This window comes from Apibacter sp. wkB309 (assembly GCF_002964915.1).
In the GTDB taxonomy this organism is placed as follows: Bacteria; Bacteroidota; Bacteroidia; order Flavobacteriales; family Weeksellaceae; genus Apibacter.
The window spans coordinates 358,889-375,496 of sequence record NZ_PSZL01000022.1; the positions used below are offsets into that span (position 1 = coordinate 358,889).

General features: G+C 30.4%; 20 protein-coding genes. 9 read left to right on the forward strand and 11 right to left on the reverse strand.

Annotated elements, in window-relative coordinates; translation table 11 throughout:
* Positions 1–12: 12 nt before the first annotated feature.
* The 11 genes from C4S75_RS07465 to C4S75_RS07515 form a co-directional block, all read right to left on the reverse strand.
* Positions 13–747, reverse strand: a complete 735-nt coding sequence (locus C4S75_RS07465) for a DUF1508 domain-containing protein (RefSeq protein ID WP_105297676.1) — start codon at positions 745–747, stop codon at positions 13–15.
* 4 nt (positions 748–751) lie between these two features.
* Positions 752–1,117, reverse strand: a complete 366-nt coding sequence (locus C4S75_RS07470; RefSeq protein ID WP_105297677.1) for a DUF1508 domain-containing protein — start codon at positions 1,115–1,117, stop codon at positions 752–754.
* Entirely contained in the window at positions 1,114–1,722 is a 609-nt protein-coding gene (locus C4S75_RS07475) for a hypothetical protein (RefSeq protein WP_105297678.1), read from the reverse strand. Before C4S75_RS07475 ends, C4S75_RS07470 begins: the two co-directional genes overlap by 4 nt.
* A 12-nt stretch (positions 1,723–1,734) precedes the next feature.
* Complete coding sequence (locus tag C4S75_RS07480) at positions 1,735–2,175, reverse strand: hypothetical protein (protein ID WP_105297679.1); 441 nt, start codon at positions 2,173–2,175, stop codon at positions 1,735–1,737.
* Between the two features lie 6 nt (positions 2,176–2,181).
* Positions 2,182–3,213 (reverse strand): hypothetical protein, encoded by a 1,032-nt coding sequence (locus C4S75_RS07485; protein WP_105297680.1) that lies wholly within the window; start codon positions 3,211–3,213, stop codon positions 2,182–2,184.
* A gap of 1 nt (position 3,214) precedes the next feature.
* Positions 3,215–3,766: an ERF family protein gene (locus C4S75_RS07490; protein WP_105297681.1), complete on the reverse strand. Its 552-nt coding sequence runs from the start codon at positions 3,764–3,766 to the stop codon at positions 3,215–3,217.
* Positions 3,767–3,862: 96 nt separating this feature from the next.
* Positions 3,863–4,096, reverse strand: coding sequence for a hypothetical protein (locus C4S75_RS07495; RefSeq protein WP_105297682.1), 234 nt, complete (start codon positions 4,094–4,096; stop codon positions 3,863–3,865).
* A gap of 11 nt (positions 4,097–4,107) precedes the next feature.
* Positions 4,108–4,440 carry a hypothetical protein gene (locus tag C4S75_RS07500; RefSeq protein ID WP_105297683.1) on the reverse strand — a complete coding sequence of 111 codons (333 nt, stop codon included), beginning with the start codon at positions 4,438–4,440 and terminating at the stop codon, positions 4,108–4,110.
* A 122-nt stretch (positions 4,441–4,562) separates the two neighbouring features.
* Positions 4,563–4,913 carry a hypothetical protein gene (locus tag C4S75_RS07505; protein WP_105297684.1) on the reverse strand — a complete coding sequence of 117 codons (351 nt, stop codon included), beginning with the start codon at positions 4,911–4,913 and terminating at the stop codon, positions 4,563–4,565.
* Positions 4,914–4,939: 26 nt separating this feature from the next.
* Positions 4,940–5,128, reverse strand: a complete 189-nt coding sequence (locus tag C4S75_RS07510) for a helix-turn-helix domain-containing protein (protein WP_105297685.1) — start codon at positions 5,126–5,128, stop codon at positions 4,940–4,942.
* Positions 5,129–5,215: 87 nt separating this feature from the next.
* Entirely contained in the window at positions 5,216–5,407 is a 192-nt protein-coding gene (locus C4S75_RS07515) for a hypothetical protein (RefSeq protein WP_105297686.1), read from the reverse strand.
* Between the two features lie 104 nt (positions 5,408–5,511).
* Between C4S75_RS07515 and C4S75_RS07520 the strand changes: the two genes are divergently transcribed.
* From C4S75_RS07520 to C4S75_RS07555, 9 genes are all read left to right on the forward strand, one after another.
* Positions 5,512–5,952, forward strand: coding sequence for a helix-turn-helix transcriptional regulator (locus C4S75_RS07520; RefSeq protein ID WP_105297687.1), 441 nt, complete (start codon positions 5,512–5,514; stop codon positions 5,950–5,952).
* A gap of 31 nt (positions 5,953–5,983) precedes the next feature.
* A complete protein-coding gene (locus tag C4S75_RS07525; protein WP_105297688.1) occupies positions 5,984–6,424 on the forward strand; it encodes a helix-turn-helix domain-containing protein in 441 nt (146 codons plus the stop codon).
* Positions 6,425–6,471: 47 nt separating this feature from the next.
* Positions 6,472–6,885, forward strand: a complete 414-nt coding sequence (locus C4S75_RS07530; protein ID WP_105297689.1) for a helix-turn-helix domain-containing protein — start codon at positions 6,472–6,474, stop codon at positions 6,883–6,885.
* 1,090 nt (positions 6,886–7,975) lie between these two features.
* Positions 7,976–8,221 (forward strand): hypothetical protein, encoded by a 246-nt coding sequence (locus C4S75_RS07535; protein ID WP_105297690.1) that lies wholly within the window; start codon positions 7,976–7,978, stop codon positions 8,219–8,221.
* A 293-nt stretch (positions 8,222–8,514) separates the two neighbouring features.
* Complete coding sequence (locus C4S75_RS10105; RefSeq protein ID WP_158254232.1) at positions 8,515–8,682, forward strand: hypothetical protein; 168 nt, start codon at positions 8,515–8,517, stop codon at positions 8,680–8,682.
* Positions 8,683–8,963: 281 nt separating this feature from the next.
* A complete protein-coding gene (locus tag C4S75_RS07540; RefSeq protein WP_105297691.1) occupies positions 8,964–11,999 on the forward strand; it encodes a type I restriction endonuclease subunit R in 3,036 nt (1,011 codons plus the stop codon).
* The gene (locus C4S75_RS10110; RefSeq protein WP_158254233.1) at positions 11,992–13,284 is read left to right on the forward strand and encodes a restriction endonuclease subunit S; all 1,293 of its coding nucleotides are present in this window, start codon (positions 11,992–11,994) and stop codon (positions 13,282–13,284) included. Before C4S75_RS07540 ends, C4S75_RS10110 begins: the two co-directional genes overlap by 8 nt.
* A 3-nt stretch (positions 13,285–13,287) precedes the next feature.
* The gene (locus tag C4S75_RS07550) at positions 13,288–14,406 is read left to right on the forward strand and encodes an AAA family ATPase (protein WP_105297692.1); all 1,119 of its coding nucleotides are present in this window, start codon (positions 13,288–13,290) and stop codon (positions 14,404–14,406) included.
* 20 nt (positions 14,407–14,426) lie between these two features.
* The gene (locus tag C4S75_RS07555; RefSeq protein ID WP_105297693.1) at positions 14,427–16,058 is read left to right on the forward strand and encodes a type I restriction-modification system subunit M; all 1,632 of its coding nucleotides are present in this window, start codon (positions 14,427–14,429) and stop codon (positions 16,056–16,058) included.
* Positions 16,059–16,608: the final 550 nt, after the last annotated feature.

Genomic DNA, 16,608 nt, shown 5'->3' on the forward strand with positions numbered 1-16,608 from the left:
ATTTTAGTTTTTTTATTTAGTATTGTCTACAACATGCGTTTCAAGAGTTAAGCTTTTTAAATCTTCAATAAAGTTTTTAAATTCTTCTTTGGTGTTAAAAGCCGTTTTGAATGCTCTTGTTTTACCGTTTTCGGCTTTCAAAGAGCCTTTCCATTTTTCATCACGAGTTTGTTTAACTATAACCCGTGCATCATTTTTAGAATTTATTATTATTGATCTTATCCCTTTTAGACAATTAGTTTTTTGTGTATATGAACCGCTTTTTAGATAAATATTTCCGTTTTTATCTTTTAAATTGAAATAGAATAAATTGCATTGATCTTTGTTTATTTCAAAAAAGTATTTCTCGTTAATATTTGAATCTTTCATGGTTTTAGTATTGTCTATAACAGGAGTTTTTAGGGATAAGTTTTTTAAATCTTCAGTAAAGTTTCTAGCATCCACAATTGTATCAAAATAATAAGTTGATACTGCTATTATTTGACCGTTTTCGTTCCTCAGATGGAAGATCCATTTTTCTTCGTAAGTTTGTTCAATTATAAAACGTTCTCTGTTTTTAAAATTTCTTAATACTGATTTTAGTTCTTTTAGACAATCAGTTTTGTGTAGATATGGACGGCTTCTTATATAACTGTTACCTTCTTCATCTTTTAATTTGAAATAGAATCGATCATTGGTATATAAAACGTCGTCTTCAACTTTGTATATTTCAAAATATAATTTTTCTTTATTTGTTGAATGATTCATGGTTTTAATTTTTTATCTTAGTATTGTCTATAACAGGAGTTTTTAGGGATAAGTTTTTTAAATTTTTAATTAAGTTTATAGCTTCTTTTTCTGTATCAAAATATTGTGAGTGTGCTATTCTTTTGCCGTTTCCCGCTTTTAGAATGACTATCCATTTTTCATCGTAAATATGTTCTACCTCAAACCGAAATTCATTTTTAGAATTTCTTATTACTGTTTTTATTCCTTTTCGGCAATTAGTTTTGTTTGTATATCGCCAGCTTTCTAGGTAAATATTACCTTCTTCGTCTTTTAAATTGAAATAGAATAAATTGTATTGATCTTTGTTTATTTCAAAAAAGTATTTTTCGTTATTTGTAGAATGTATCATGATTTTAGTTTTTTTAAATAAGGATTTAATATTTCTAAAACTTCCTCTTCCGTAAACTCTCTGAAATTTCCTTTTTCATCAAATCCGTACGGCTTATCGGGCTCTATCGTTACATCTAAAATCTTTTCACCTACTTGCGCAGAATGTGTTTTTTTTGGAACTAACTCATCTTTTTTTAGTTTATATTCGACTATAGATACTAATCCATGATGAGCTTTTACAATTGACATGTAACCGTACGCACTTGTAATGGCGTTTTCACCTTTTGTTTCGCTTAGGGAATAACTTCCCAAAGTCACGCTATATGCTCCTTTTCCTTCTGTGTAGCTGTGTGATTTTTCCTCGAAGGTTGCGCTATGTGCCTGTTCCCCTTTAGTTTTGCTTTTTGATTTATTTCCTAAGGTTGCGCTTGGTGAGTTAATCTCCTTTGTTTTACTTTTTGATTTCTTCCCTAATGTTACACTAGGAGAAAAATCCCCCTTTGTTTTACTTTTTGATTTATTTCCTAAGGTTGCACTTGGTGAGTTAATATCCTTTGTTTTACTTTTAGAAGCCCTTATCTTTTCTTCTCCTTCTGTTTTTGTCTGTTGTATTATATTTTCCATGGTTTTAATTATTTATAAATATTCTTTATTGTTTTCAATACTGATTCTTATTTCATTTAAAAAGTTCAAGTCATTCGGTTCGGGTAGGTAATGACCGAATTCTTTTAATGAATATGCTCTTAATCTGTCTATTGCTATCGTTAAATCTTTACTGTTGAGTATTGACGTACTCTTCCAGTCTTCGCGAATCTCACCCGTTTTTTTATTTAGATGTTCGGTTTTAAAAATGTCCGAATTCAATTTCTTTTTAAATATTTCTAACTTTACATATTCTAAGGTGTCTCCATATTCCAGAGCGAAAGAACTTAACAGTAAATGCAAATAATTGTTTTGACTTATACTTCGTATGGGTTGTTTTTTTGTTAATTCGAAGGTTTTTTTATTGGTTATCAACCAATTAAAGTATTTTTTTGCTTTTTGAATGTCGACAGGTTTTTCTGCGTTGTAGAACATAATATTTTATCTATGTGTAAATATTTCATTATCAAACCCATCAATCCATTTAGGCTTGTAAAATTTAGTTTTAGACCTGAAAAAATTATAGGATTTATTAAAAGCGTTTTCAGCGATCATTTTGTTTAAACAATTGATCTTAAAATCAACCTTTCTTCTAGCATATTCTAAATACCCATCATCTACTTCTATAATGGAATAGTTAAATTTATCATCATACACAATGAATTTGAATTTAGGATTATGACTTAATCCTAGTATTATTAAACCTAAGGAATAAATCCCAAATTGAAGATCATATTGGAATTTACGCATGTCATATTCAAATTTTTCAGGTGTGCAATCGGATGCATATTTGAAATCGTAGAAAATTTTAGATTGAAAAGCGTCTAATTTTCCTTTAATTTTCCACCCTTTATATTCAAACTCTATTGCTTTTTGAAATTCTTCAACTTGCTCTAATTCCTCTAATATTTCATCTTGCGATAATAAATTATCACTTACATCTTTGCATTTTTGGTAATGGACAATGCTAATAACTTGCTTATTTTCGCAAATTGAATATATATAAGGGATTAAATGTTTTAAGTTTTCCGAACTTCCTTTTTTGTAAAACTCTTTAAATGTTTCATTGAATAGTATTTCAAAAATGGGTGATGTTTTGTCTATTCCTTTGCTCTTTATTTTTTCAACCACTGCATGGCAGAAATTAACTTGCAGTTCAGTAGATGGAATGTCTTCTAAAACTGCATAGTTCTTAATAAACAGATCAGGGGTAGTTATTAAAGTATCTATAACACTCCCCGTTATCATCCCTTCATTTGTTTTTTTAGGGCGCAGATAGTAGTTGATAAAATTTATCGGGCTATCCAAACATTTTAACGAAGAATAACTTAGTACTTTTTGCTTATTTTTAAGTCCTTCTATTAAAATGTCTTTTTCTGTCATATATTCTTGATTACTCATTAAGTATTCGTATTGATTTTCTATGTAATAGCTCTCTGAATATTGAGCTGCAAGTTCACTTGATGCGCTCATATTATTTGTTTTTTAATTCTTTAATTTTTTCTCTAATAGCTTCTTTATATTGCGTCTTCAATCCTTTAGGCGGGGTATTCCACTGTACACCAAATTCTCTTAAAAATTTTATATCCGTTGATCTTATAGCCTCTTGAAATTCCTTTTCTGTAAGCCATTGGGTAATTTTGGGTTTATTTTGTGCATTTTGAATTGTTTTATTACCGTCATCGTCTTCTGCTTGTAGTCCTAAAAGTGATTGAAGAGTATATCTACGGTAATAGGTAATGGCGGATCCTGTTTTTTGCGGGTCTTGAAATACTGGCAATTCTATTTCACTAGTTACGTTTTCTCCTGAATCGATATCCGTTATCGTAGATATTACTTTATTATCCTTTATAGGCTGCATAAGAAGTAAATTATTTTTATGCAATAAAGGCTCAACGTGCTCGATGAGCTGGTTTACATCAAAATACTTGGATTGAAAAAATGGATTTATTTCATTTTTTATAAGTTTACCTATTTCGAGTTTTACTTGAAATAGTTTTTTGTATATACTTGTTTTATTTTCCATAGTGATTTTAAGATTTTCTATGACTTTATTTCTTCTTTTAAGAACTCTTGAATTTTTTCAATACTTGACATGGTAAGCAACCACCATGTGAAATAATTATATATCCTTTTCATGGTATGCTAAGTATTCTTTCAATGATTTAAAAGTCTTACCGTTACTAAATGCGCTTTGTATTTGATTATTTTTAAACCCTTTAATTATTGATTGGTGTCTATTCTCTTGAGTGTCTACCTTTTTAAGGTATTTTTCGTATGCCTTCGCTAATGTGATATTATTATTTTCTAAGGCTTCATCGTAAAGAAGTTTTACGCCTTTTATTGTAGTGTCCATTTTGTAATGTTTTAAAAATATACTTTTACTTCTCTTTCCAGGTCCTCTACTATTTCATCGATTATACTGTCATAAGGTTTATTGAAGTTGTAAAGGGTTGAATAAGAGTCGATAACTTCTTCCCAGTAATCGCAGGAGTAATCGTAATTTTGAAAATCTTTTGTCCAATAAAATTTAACACTTACGATGGATCCTTCTATTTTTTCTATCTCGTAATGTAAATTGCTTTCTTTAGGAAGTATTATTATGTTGAATAAAACCTCAAGAGACTCTTGAAAAATTGACTCAGCTAATTTTTTTGATACTTCTCTTTTTTTAGTTATATTTGCACTTATTGTTTTCATGATAATATTTAATTGATATTATTGTGATTAAGTCCTGTTGCTGCAGGGCTTTTTTTTTATTTTATTATTCTAATTTTTGATTAGCGATTTTACAGGTAAAGGGTTTTGAACGTTTTTGTTTTCTACATGATTTTTTGTAAATGCTCGAAAAACTCATTATATTTCTCTGTCTCTAATTCGGAAATGCGATCGATATTGAATTGGTTTAGTAATTCTTTAACTTCTTGATTTTTTTTAAACCTTATAAGAGAGTTAATCTTTTTTTTGATTTTATCGAATTTTATATTGTCGGTGAGTTTGTAGAAAGGCTCTACAGGCGGGATATTTTTTTTACCCTCTTTCTTGTTTTGTTTTATACTTTCTTCTGTCGGTTCATTTAAATCAACAGTATCTAAGAAATTTTTACCGCATTTTTTTAATACTTTTAAGGCCTTTTCTCCAAATTCTATATTAATTTTTATATTTATTTCCATAACAAGACAATTTTTTAAGGTTTTTTCTAATTATACGTTCTGTGTTTATTTATAAAATCTTCAACCCACTGCTCGGTTATGACTCTTTTTTTTCTGATGTTACCCACCAAGAAAGTATCATCTAATCCTATTGTGCCCTTGTCTATCATTCGGTAAATGGTGCGGGCAGACAATGAAGTCCTCGCGCTCACTTCTTTTATGGTTAAGACATTCATAATAAATTTTATTACATTACTCGTTTTACGATGGTTTCATTTAATGAAGCAGAGACATTAAATTTTTTGCCTGAATCGGTATTTATTTTAATTTTTTAAAGAGTTCTCTATCTTTAGAACTAATTGTTTATACTCTTTTCTAATTGTATCTGAGGTAAGACTGTTGCGCTCCCCTTTTAAGCATTGACGTATATAATATCCGGTAAAACCGTGTTTCTCTGATAATTTATTTACTACTAAAGAATTCCACTTATTCCTTTTTTGAGTATTTTTGAACATCGCTTTATTTGTTTTTAATTCTAAAGCAAATATCGAAATATATTTCTAATAAACAAAATAAAAATCGATTTTTTTTTCGAATCAAATATTATAATATATACAAAATGGATTCTATAGGACAGAGAATAAATAAGTTAGTCAAGCATTTTAGTAATGGGAATAATAGTGATTTTGCAACAAAAATAGGTGTTAATGAAGCTAATATTAGAAATTACATCAACGATAGAGTAGAACCAAAATTCAATATAATTGAAAAAATAGCAAACAATTTCGAAATAGATTTCGTTTGGCTCTTAACAGGAGAAGGAGAAATGTTAAAATCAAAAGTTTCAAATAACAACTTAGAGCCAGAAGATAATTTTGAAGAAATTCAAGGCTTAACAGACGTTGCTCTTTACGACGTACAACTTTCAGAAGAAAAATTAAAAAACGCTAATAAGAGAATTGAAATACTGGAAGAATTAGTTGAATCTTATAAACTTGAAATAAAAACCCTTAAAAATGAACTTTCAAAGTTTACTAAGGGTAAAACAACACCGAAATAAATAAAACAAATTTTATTATAAATTCAGGGTTATGGGTATAAATGTTGATAAAAGGCTGATTTTAAATAATATAAAAAATCATTTAGGTTTTAAAACACAATCGGATTTTGCAAAATTTCTAGGAATTGCCCCTACTACATTGTCTAGTTGGTACGCAAGAAATACTTTTGATATGAATTTGGTATACTCAAAATGCAGTTTTCTAAACACTAATTGGCTATTAACAGGAGAAGGAGAAATGCTAAAATCAAAAGTTTTAAATAACAACTTAGAGCCTGACGATAATTTTGAAGAAATTCAAGGCCTAACAGACGTTGCCCTTTACGATGTACAACTTTTAGAAGAAAAATTAAAAAAAGCCAATAAGAGAATTAAAATATTAGAGGATTTAAATGAATCATATAAACTTGAAATAAACGATCTTAAAAATGAGCTTTCAAGGGGCGCTAAAAAGATTAAAATACCAAAGTAAGAAAATTATTTATATAATTTTTACCTTACCCGTAAATTTCACGAAATATGGAAATAAAAGTTGATAAGTCAATAATTATTAATGAGCTAAAAAAATATTTAAATATAAAAACCGACATAAAATTTGCCGAATTTTTAGGAATAAGATTTAATACATTATCATCATGGAAGGTTAAAAACATCCTTGACTATGATTTAATAATTTCAAAATGCGACAAAATTAATGCCAATTGGTTAATTACCGGAAAAGGCGAAATGTTGATAGATAAAGAAAAAACCACTTCTACCGAAAATTTATTAAATGAAAATCTTAAGGACCGTTGTAAATTTTTAGAAGAAAGTGTTCGATTACTAAAACAAGAAAACGAATTGCTAAAAAGAATTCTTGATCTTACTGATCGAATATATTTTTTAGAAAATTCAAAGCATAAATCCAAAAAAGATCAGATTAAAGAAGATTGACATGTTTGACTTTTGAGTTAACACCCCCGATTTTAATATTTTTAGCCCTTCTGGCGGACTTTTTTATCAAAAACAACCAAGACTGCTACTAGGATAATTTAAGCGTCTTAAATAGCCTTATTTTATCTTTTCTTTTTTTGGCGCAACTTTTTTTCTTTTCTCCCCTTCGGGGTAAGTAAGTCTGATAAGTGGAATTGATTTTTGATTTTATTTAAAAAAAATCAAAATCGAAAAAAAATTTTTTCCAAAAAAGAGGGGTTTTTCTTTTTTTGTTTCTTTCTTTTTTTTTATTTTTTTTCTTTCTTTTCTTTGGTTCTTTCTTTTCTTTCTTTTTTTATTTTTTTTCTTTCTTACTTTTTTTCTTTTAAAAATTGGAAAAAGAGTTTTTTTTGTAAAATTACATGCCCTTCATAACAACCCTATACACTGGACTTAACTCTAACCTGTAAAATATTTTTACAGGTTCGTGATGAGGTTAGTATCGAAGTTAGTATCAAGGTTAGAGATGAGGTTTGTTTACAAGTTTGGTATTTAGGGTGATGTAATGACTCGTTTAAGTTCCCTAAAAAAAATTTTTCTCTGTAGAAAATTCCCCAGATGAATTTTTATTTTCTCCCTCTATTATTTTTTTTAAAGAGGAAGCGCTTTTGGTTCTTTTTCTAAAAGAACATCATTCCTCATTTTACATTCTTCATTTTCATTTTCATTCTTCATTATACATTCTTCATTATACATTATACATTCTACATTAGGTTCTGGTTTGGTTAGGTTTTGGTTAGCTTTTGGTTCTGCTTTGGTTAGCTTTTGGTTAGCTTTTGGTTCTGCTTTGGTTATAAATAAACAGTTATATGCTTGGAATATATAGACTTAAAAATGAATTTTCAAAATTTTTTTATGAAAATATAAACACAAGATAACAACGCCACTTTTTTTAAAAGATTTTTACAAAACATTAACCATTTGTTAACATTTGATTATTAACTAGTTAGCTTTAATATTTTATATGAATAGTTTAATATATGATATTTAACATATGTGTTTTATATCGTTTTTTTTATAATTTGCGTTTATACTAAGAACTTTAAAAAAAATGAATGAAAAGGAACTGCTTAAGATTATGTTGTACCTTAACAAAAAAGGCACTATATCAAATGAAAAATTTAACTGGTTAAAAAATAATAATACAGTAATTTTAGAACTATTAATCTTTTCAATGGGCTATTATGAAAAAGTACTGTCAAAAAATCAAAATTTTAATTTTCATGATTGGAAACTACTTGATACCTCCAAAATGTGTTGTTATTTTTTAAAAAATAGTTTTAAAAACCTTAATTAATACTTTTTGATACCAACTACCATAAGTAGTTGGTATTCAATTAATGTTCTAATTCCATCCTCTCTGCTAATAAACCCGCTTAAATAGCGGGTTTTCTTGTGTTTACGCGGTTTATAGCCCTTTTTTACGTTTTTTTGCATGTGCCATATTCTGCCATATTCTGCCAATTTTTTGTTACACTTTTTTAAATTTGTAACAAAAATTTTGTTACAACTTGTAATATGGACAATTTAAGTATACGATTCGTTTTTGATAGGTGAAATGAATTAGCAAAGGGTAAAACGGTAGCGCCTTTGCATATTGAAGTTAGACAAGATAAATCTACGAAACGAATATTAATACCAACGGGTATCAAATTAAAATCTTCTGAATTTACACCCAAAAACGGATTTACCTGCAAGAATCATCCTAATGCATCTGCTATAACCGCTAAGGCTCATCGGATCCCATTATTTCGGTAATTCATATTTTTAAACTTATATTTTACTATTTTTCCCATAGTTAACATAAAAATAGATTTTAAAAATACCCATTCAAAATGAAAAAATTGAATTTTCTTAAGGGCTTGGATGAGATAACATTAGAATAGTAAATATGATTTATAATCATCAATAAGCGTTGCTTTTTATGTATATTTGTAATCTTTATCTAATTAACTAGTAACAGAACAGATAAATTATTAACCATCTCTAATTAACAGAACAGGGAATAAAATATATCATTTTGGCATATACATTTATATATGATTAAAGAAATAGAAATAGAGAAAAAATTAATTAAACAACTTTCAGAGTTAAAATATAATTATCGCCCGGATATAGTTGATAGAAAAACGCTTGAGGAAAACTTTAAAGCCAAATTTGAAGAGCTTAACCGTGTTCATCTTACAGATAGTGAGTTTTCTCGACTTCGGGAAGAAATAATTAATTCCGATGTATTTATTACATCCAAAATGTTGCGTGAAAAACAATACTTTCAGCGTGAAGATGGAACTCCTCTACACTATACTTTAGTAAACATCAAAGATTGGTGTAAAAATAATTATGAAGTTATACATCAATTACGCATTAATACAGAAAACAGTAATCAACGTTATGATGTTATTCTTTTAATCAATGGTTTGCCTGTGGTGCAGATTGAATTAAAGAAGTATGATATCTCGCCGCGAAAAGCCATGCAGCAAATAGTGGATTATAAAAACGAACCGGGCAATGGTTACGGAAACTCTCTGCTTTGCTTTATGCAGTTATTTATAGTGAGTAATGGAAGCAGAACCTTATACTTTGCGAATAATAAAAATGAGCATTTTGCATTTAATGCAGATGAACAGTTTCTTCCGGTTTATGAATTAGCTGACATCAATAATAACAAGGTTAATAATCTTTATGATTTTGCAGATAAATTCCTCAAAAAATGCACACTTGGAGAAATGATTAGTAAATATATGGTACTGGTGGAAAGCGAACAAAAATTGCTTGTGATGCGTCCGTATCAGATTTATGCAGTAGAGGCTATTATTAAATCTATTAAACAAAACTTAGGAAACGGTTATATTTGGCATACCACAGGAAGTGGTAAAACCCTAACATCTTTCAAAGCTTCTACTTTAATGAAAGACATGCCTGATATTGAAAAATGTTTGTTTGTGGTTGACCGGAAAGACCTCGATAGACAAACCCGTGAGGAATTCAATAGATTTCAAGAAGGGAGTGTAGAAGAAAATACCAATACAGAAACATTGGTAAGGCGTTTGCTTTCTACCGACTATGCCGACAAAGTAATTGTTACCACCATCCAAAAATTGGGTTTGGCTTTAGCTGAGGAAGATAGTAAGCATAACAAAGCAAAGGAAAAAAACGGTAAAGAAATTTATAAAAAGAGGTTAGAACCTTTGAAAGATAAACGTATGGTTTTCATTTTTGACGAATGCCATCGTTCTCAATTTGGAAATTATAATACAGCTATAAAAGCGTTTTTTCCCAATGCAAAGCTATTTGGTTTTACAGGTACACCCATTTTTGAAGATAATGCGACTAATGTTATAAGAGAAGATGGAAAAGCAACATACAAAGTGACTAAAGATATATTTGATCAAGAGTTGCATAAATATACCATCACTCATGCTATTGATGATAGAAATGTATTGCGTTTCCACATAGATTTTTTTAAGGGCAAAAATTCTACTAAAATAAATCAGGGAGAAACGGTTGAACGAAAGGCGGTTGTGGAGTCTATTTTGGAGAAGCATAATGGAGCAACCAACAACAGAAAATTTAATGCTATTTTGGCTACTGCTTCTATCGATAATGCTATTGTATACTATCAGTTATTCAAAGAAGTTCAGAAAAAGAAACAAAGCGAAAATCCTAATTATCTGCCATTGAATATTGCTTGTGTATTTTCACCACCCGTACAGTTAATTGCTAAGGATGGAGACCGTCAAAGCCAAAAGAATGCAGCAGATATTAAGCAACTTCAGGAAGATTTAATTCAGGAAAGAGAAGACAATACACAAAACCCTGAAGAAAAGAAAAGAGCTTTAACGGAAATTATTACCGATTACAATATACAATACGGTACGAATCATAGCATCCATGAGTTTGATTTATACTATCAGGACGTACAAAAACGCATTAAAGATCAAAAATATAGTAATAAAGATTATCCACATAAAAATAAAATTGATATTACCATAGTAGTGGATATGTTGCTCACAGGTTTTGACAGCAAATACCTTAATACTTTGTACGTAGACAAAAACCTAAAATATCACGGACTGATTCAGGCATTTTCACGAACCAATCGGGTACTCAATGATTCCAAGCCTTACGGCAATATCTTAGATTTCCGTTCGCAGCAGGATGCCGTAAATCAAGCTATCGCTCTTTTTTCGGGAGAAGACAGTGGACAGTCCAGAAAAATTTGGCTGGTTGATCCTGCTCCGGTAATTATTGAAAAATATAAAGAAGCCGTAGGTAAATTGGGAGATTTTATGCAAAAACAAAACCTTGTTAATGAACCGCAAGAAGTATACGGATTGAGAGGAGATGCTGCGAGGATTACCTTTGTGAAAAACTTTAAAGAGGTACAACGACTTAAAACCCAGCTTGATCAATATACAGACTTGGATGAAGATCAAAAAACTACCATCGAAACCATTTTACCTTACGAAACTTTACAAGGATTTAGAAGTTCGTATTTGGAAACAGCGAAGCGACTAAGAGAAATCCAGCAAAAAGGAGGCGATGAAGTACCGCCAGAAATTCAACAACTGGATTTTGAATTTGTATTGTTTGCCTCTGCTATAATAGACTATGATTATATCATGAATCTGATTGCAGACAATACGCAAAAGAAACCTTCTAAGCATAAGATGACTAAAGAACAGGTAATTAGTTTGCTGAAATCCAATTCCAATTTAATGGAAGAAGAAGAAGATTTAACCGAATATATCAACAGTTTGGATTGGAACAGCGGACAGGATGTAAAGTCGCTTTATCAAGGGTACAATACATTTAAAGTTCAAAAATACAACAAAGAACTGGCTGCCATAGCTCACAAGTACGGATTAGAAACAGCAGACCTGAAAGCTTTTGTAGAAGAGATCATGAGCCGGATGATTTTTGACGGGGAAAAGCTTACGGATTTATTAGAACCCTTAAGCTTAGGCTGGAAAGAACGCAGGGTTAAAGAATTAGCATTGATGGAAGACCTAGTACCCCAATTAAATAAATTAGCCCAAGGACGTGAAATATCAGGATTAACAGCTTATGAGTAAAAAGACTAAATTAATACCTGAATTGCGTTTTCCTGAGTTTGTGGATGAAGAGGAATGGGAAGAGAAAGAGCTAAATAGTTTAGGTGAGTTAATTAATGGACTTACTTATAGTCCAAATGATGTAAGAGGAAAAGGTTTGTTAGTATTGCGTTCTTCTAACATTCTAAATGGATTAATTGCTTTAAATGATTGTGTTTATGTTAGAACTGACATAAAAGGAGCCAATTTTTCAGAACCGAATGATATTTTAATTTGTGTTAGAAATGGTTCGAAATCACTAATTGGGAAAAATGCAATTATTCCAAAAGGAATACCATTTGCTACTCACGGCGCTTTTATGACAGTTTTTAGAGCTGAAAAACCTGAATTTGTTTTTCAGCTATTTCAAACAGAAAGGTATGAGAGACAAGTTAAGGCTGACTTGGGAGCGACAATAAACTCAATTAATAGTAAGAACTTTCTAAAATACAAATTTATAGTTCCTAAGAATCCTGAAGAACAACAAAAAATAGCTTCCTGCCTTTCCTCTTTAGATGAGATGATAGCAGCTCAAGGCCAAAAGCTGAATCTGCTTAAAGACCACAAAAAAGGATTAATGCAAAAGCTTTTTCCTCAAGAAGGGGAAAAAGTACCTAAATATAGGTTTAAGGAATTTGAGAAAGATGGAGAGTGGGTGGAAAAGAAAATAATTGAGACAACAGATAAAAAAATCAAATGGAGTTTTACTGGTGGGCCTTTTGGTTCAAACCTAAAAGCTTGTGATTATACAACAGAAGGAATTCGAATTATTCAACTCCAAAATATTGGTAATGGAGAATTTAATAATGAATACAAAATCTATACTTCAAAAGAGAAAGCCGATGAATTGTTAAGCTGCAATATCTACTCGGATGAAATAATCTTATCAAAGATGGGTGATCCTGTTGGTCGAGCTTGTATTATACCATCTTACCTAAATAGATGTGTTATGGCTTCTGATGGCATAAGATTAGTTGTAGACGAGAAAAAATACTCGAAATATTTTATTTATTCAATAATAAATTCAAAACAAATAAGAGAAGCTATTGAAAAAAAATCAACAGGTTCAACCAGAAAAAGAATTGGTTTAGATGAACTAAAAGGAATTGAGTTAATGATACCTAAAACTATCAAAGAACAACAAAAAATCGCCTCTTGCCTATCATCCTTAGATGCTTTAATCACAGCGCAAACAGAAAAGATAGAACAGCTAAAACTACATAAAAAAGGTTTGATGCAGGGATTGTTTCCTAAAATAAACGACTAGAAAATGAGTACAATAATTAATTTTACAAACCTTTCAGAGGTAGCCCAACATCTCCGAAAGGATTTAACGGGTGACAATCGCCCAATGAAAAATTTGGTATTATTATTTGCACATAATGGAAGTGGTAAAACACGGCTTTCCATGGAATTTAAACAGGCAGGAAAAAAGGTTGATGTTGATGGTAATGTATCCAGTCGGGATACTTTATATTTCAATGCGTTTACTGAAGATTTATTCTCCTGGAATAATGACCTTGAAAATGATACCAACCGAGTACTTAAATTAAATCCTGACTCTGTATTTTTTGACGGATTACATGAGTTGGATTTGGATATCAAAATTGAATCATTCTTTAATAATTATGCAGATTTAAAGTTCGACATCGATTATGATTCCTCCACCGTAGCTTTTTCACGAAGCATGATTGTTGACGGAAATGAACAAACTGTAGAGAATATTAAAATCTCAAGAGGAGAAGAGACCTTATTTATATGGTGTTTTTTTCTTGCCATTTGTCAGTTAGCTATTGATAAAGACCCTGCATACAGTTGGGTGAAGTATATTTATATTGATGATCCCATATCCTCCCTTGATGAAAATAATGCTATTGCGGTTGCTTGTGATTTATGTAATTTAATTTCCACAAAAGGTAACACGATTAAAACGGTAATTTCAACGCATCACAGCTTGTTCTTTAACGTACTTTTCAATGAATCTGGTAGAAAAAAACTGCAGTATAAACGTTATTTTTTACATAGTAAAGGAACTGATGGATATGCTTTACAAAATACCAAAGATACCCCTTTTTTTCATCATATAGCCATACTGAGCGAATTAAAAAAAGTCTGTGAATCAAATAAAATTTATACCTATCATTTTAATTCCTTGAGAAGTATTTTAGAAAAAACGGCAACTTTTTTTGGTTATGATAAAATTGATAAATGTATTGTCGGTTTAGAAGATGAAGTGCTTTTTGAACGGGCATTACAATTATTTAGCCATGGTAAATATTCAATATTCGATCCTGTGGAAATGGGAGATGACAACAAAGAACTTTTCAAAAGAATTTTTACCGGTTTTACGGAAAAGTATGAATTTCATTTTCCAGAAATATTTAACTAAAAAACTTAAACAGAAACAGTATGACACAACAAGATAAAAATAAATTAGGGGATACCCTTTGGGATATAGCAGATCAATTGCGAGGAGCCATGAATGCGGATGACTTTCGTGACTATATGCTTTCATTTCTCTTTCTCCGGTATCTGTCTTTTAATTATGAAGAAGCAGCCAAAAAGGAATTAGGAAAAGATTATCCCAAAAGTCCTTCTAAAGATAACCTAGTTGATTTTATTGTACCTCCCCCTTTACAAATCTGGTACGATAAAAACCAAGAAGATATAGAAGATTTTGAAATGCAGATGCGTAGAAAAGTGCATTATGTTATCAAACCGAAATATTTATGGAGTAATGTTATCGAACTGGCTCGTACTCAAGATAATGATTTATTGGAAACACTCCAAAAAGGGTTCCGTTACATTGAAAACGAATCGTTTGAAACCACATTTAAGGGTTTGTTTTCTGAAATCAACTTGAACTCGGAAAAACTCGGAAAAACTTCCAAAGAAAGAAATGATAAGCTTTGTAAGATAATTACAAAAATAGCCGAAGGCATTGCTGATTTTTCTACAGATACCGATACTCTTGGAGATGCTTATGAATATTTGATTGGAAAATTTGCAGCCGGTTCAGGAAAAAAGGCAGGAGAGTTTTATACTCCTCAACAAATTTCAACCATTCTTTCCCGAATTGTTATCTTAGATACTCAAGACCCTGTAAGAGGTCCAAGACCTAAATTGGACAAAGTATTAGATTTTGCCTGTGGTTCGGGTTCGTTACTTTTGAATGTAAGAACCAAATTAAGGGAAAATGGCGGTACCATAGGGAAAATATACGGGCAGGAAAAAAACGTAACGACTTACAATCTGGCACGGATGAACATGCTTCTACACGGCATGAAAGACACCGAGTTTGAAATTTTCCACGGAGACACTTTGCTTAACCAATGGGATATATTGAACGAAATGAATCCTTCTAAGAAGATTGAGTTTGATGCGATAGTAGCTAATCCGCCTTTTAGTTTACGCTGGGAGCCGAACGATACTCTGGCAGAAGATTTTCGTTTTAAAAGCCATGGGTTATCGCCAAAATCAGCAGCTGACTTTGCTTTTTTGTTACACGGATTTCACTTTTTAGCTAAAGAAGGAACTATGGCTATTATACTGCCTCATGGTGTTTTATTTCGTGGAGGAGCAGAGGAGCGAATACGAACTAAGCTATTAAAAGATAATAATATTGACACGGTTATTGGATTACCTTCCAATTTATTCTATTCAACAGGTATTCCGGTTTGTATTCTGGTTTTGAAAAAATGTAAAAAAGAGGATGATATTTTGTTTATTAACGCAAGTGAATATTATGTAAAAGGTAAAAGACAAAATTCATTAGAAGATAAACATATAGATAAAATTGTCGAAACATATCAGCACCGATATGAAATAGAACGATATTCTCGTAAAGTTTCGATGGAAGAAATTGAGAAAAATGGGTATAACCTAAATATTTCGAGATATGTAAATATATCAGAAGAGGAAGTACCAATTGATTTACAAGAGGTGAATAAAAAATTGATATCAATAAACGAAAGCATAAAAACAAACACGGATAAACATAATGAATTTCTAAAAGAGCTGGGATTACCTCCTATTAACTAATAGAAAGAGTTATAAATTTAGTGCAAGGCGCAAATATCTATATTTAGATACTTGCGAAAAGCTTGAATAAAACTACGCTGAACGTACGATTATAAACTTCGGGATAATCAATGTTTAATTGTAGTTTTTCTTTTTTAGGAGTGTTATAAAACCGTTACCGTAATATAAAAATTGGATATTATAGAACAATGTTACGATATTTTAGAAAGAGACTATCCTCTCTGCTAATAAACTCGCTTATATAGCGGATTTTCTTGTATTTATACGGATTATAGCGCTTTTTTACGTTTTTTTACTTGTGCCTAATTCTGCTCATTTTTGTTGCATTATTTTAAATTTGTAACAGAAGTTTATTACAATTTGTATTAAAGATATTGTACTAATTTATTATTAAATAAATTTTTAAATATTATCTTTAATATAATAATTAGGAATTTGAATATTCTACATCATAATAAAAGTTTACTTTAGAATATAAAAAATCACTCTGTATTGAGTAATTCAGAGTGATTTAGAATGTTCAATTAATTTTTCTATGTCAAATGTCTAA

Coding starts and splice junctions, on each gene's coding strand:
- C4S75_RS07555 (WP_105297693.1), top strand. CDS start 14,427: ATGACACAACAAGATAAAAATAAATTAGGGGATACCCTTTGGGATATA.
- C4S75_RS07485 (WP_105297680.1), bottom strand. CDS start 3,213: ATGAGCGCATCAAGTGAACTTGCAGCTCAATATTCAGAGAGCTATTAC.
- C4S75_RS07470 (WP_105297677.1), bottom strand. CDS start 1,117: ATGATACATTCTACAAATAACGAAAAATACTTTTTTGAAATAAACAAA.
- C4S75_RS07480 (WP_105297679.1), bottom strand. CDS start 2,175: ATGTTCTACAACGCAGAAAAACCTGTCGACATTCAAAAAGCAAAAAAA.
- C4S75_RS07475 (WP_105297678.1), bottom strand. CDS start 1,722: ATGGAAAATATAATACAACAGACAAAAACAGAAGGAGAAGAAAAGATA.
- C4S75_RS07520 (WP_105297687.1), top strand. CDS start 5,512: ATGGATTCTATAGGACAGAGAATAAATAAGTTAGTCAAGCATTTTAGT.
- C4S75_RS07535 (WP_105297690.1), top strand. CDS start 7,976: ATGAATGAAAAGGAACTGCTTAAGATTATGTTGTACCTTAACAAAAAA.
- C4S75_RS07500 (WP_105297683.1), bottom strand. CDS start 4,440: ATGAAAACAATAAGTGCAAATATAACTAAAAAAAGAGAAGTATCAAAA.
- C4S75_RS07550 (WP_105297692.1), top strand. CDS start 13,288: ATGAGTACAATAATTAATTTTACAAACCTTTCAGAGGTAGCCCAACAT.
- C4S75_RS07465 (WP_105297676.1), bottom strand. CDS start 747: ATGAATCATTCAACAAATAAAGAAAAATTATATTTTGAAATATACAAA.
- C4S75_RS07490 (WP_105297681.1), bottom strand. CDS start 3,766: ATGGAAAATAAAACAAGTATATACAAAAAACTATTTCAAGTAAAACTC.
- C4S75_RS07530 (WP_105297689.1), top strand. CDS start 6,472: ATGGAAATAAAAGTTGATAAGTCAATAATTATTAATGAGCTAAAAAAA.
- C4S75_RS10110 (WP_158254233.1), top strand. CDS start 11,992: ATGAGTAAAAAGACTAAATTAATACCTGAATTGCGTTTTCCTGAGTTT.
- C4S75_RS07515 (WP_105297686.1), bottom strand. CDS start 5,407: ATGTTCAAAAATACTCAAAAAAGGAATAAGTGGAATTCTTTAGTAGTA.
- C4S75_RS07540 (WP_105297691.1), top strand. CDS start 8,964: ATGATTAAAGAAATAGAAATAGAGAAAAAATTAATTAAACAACTTTCA.
- C4S75_RS07525 (WP_105297688.1), top strand. CDS start 5,984: ATGGGTATAAATGTTGATAAAAGGCTGATTTTAAATAATATAAAAAAT.
- C4S75_RS07505 (WP_105297684.1), bottom strand. CDS start 4,913: ATGGAAATAAATATAAAAATTAATATAGAATTTGGAGAAAAGGCCTTA.
- C4S75_RS07510 (WP_105297685.1), bottom strand. CDS start 5,128: ATGAATGTCTTAACCATAAAAGAAGTGAGCGCGAGGACTTCATTGTCT.
- C4S75_RS07495 (WP_105297682.1), bottom strand. CDS start 4,096: ATGGACACTACAATAAAAGGCGTAAAACTTCTTTACGATGAAGCCTTA.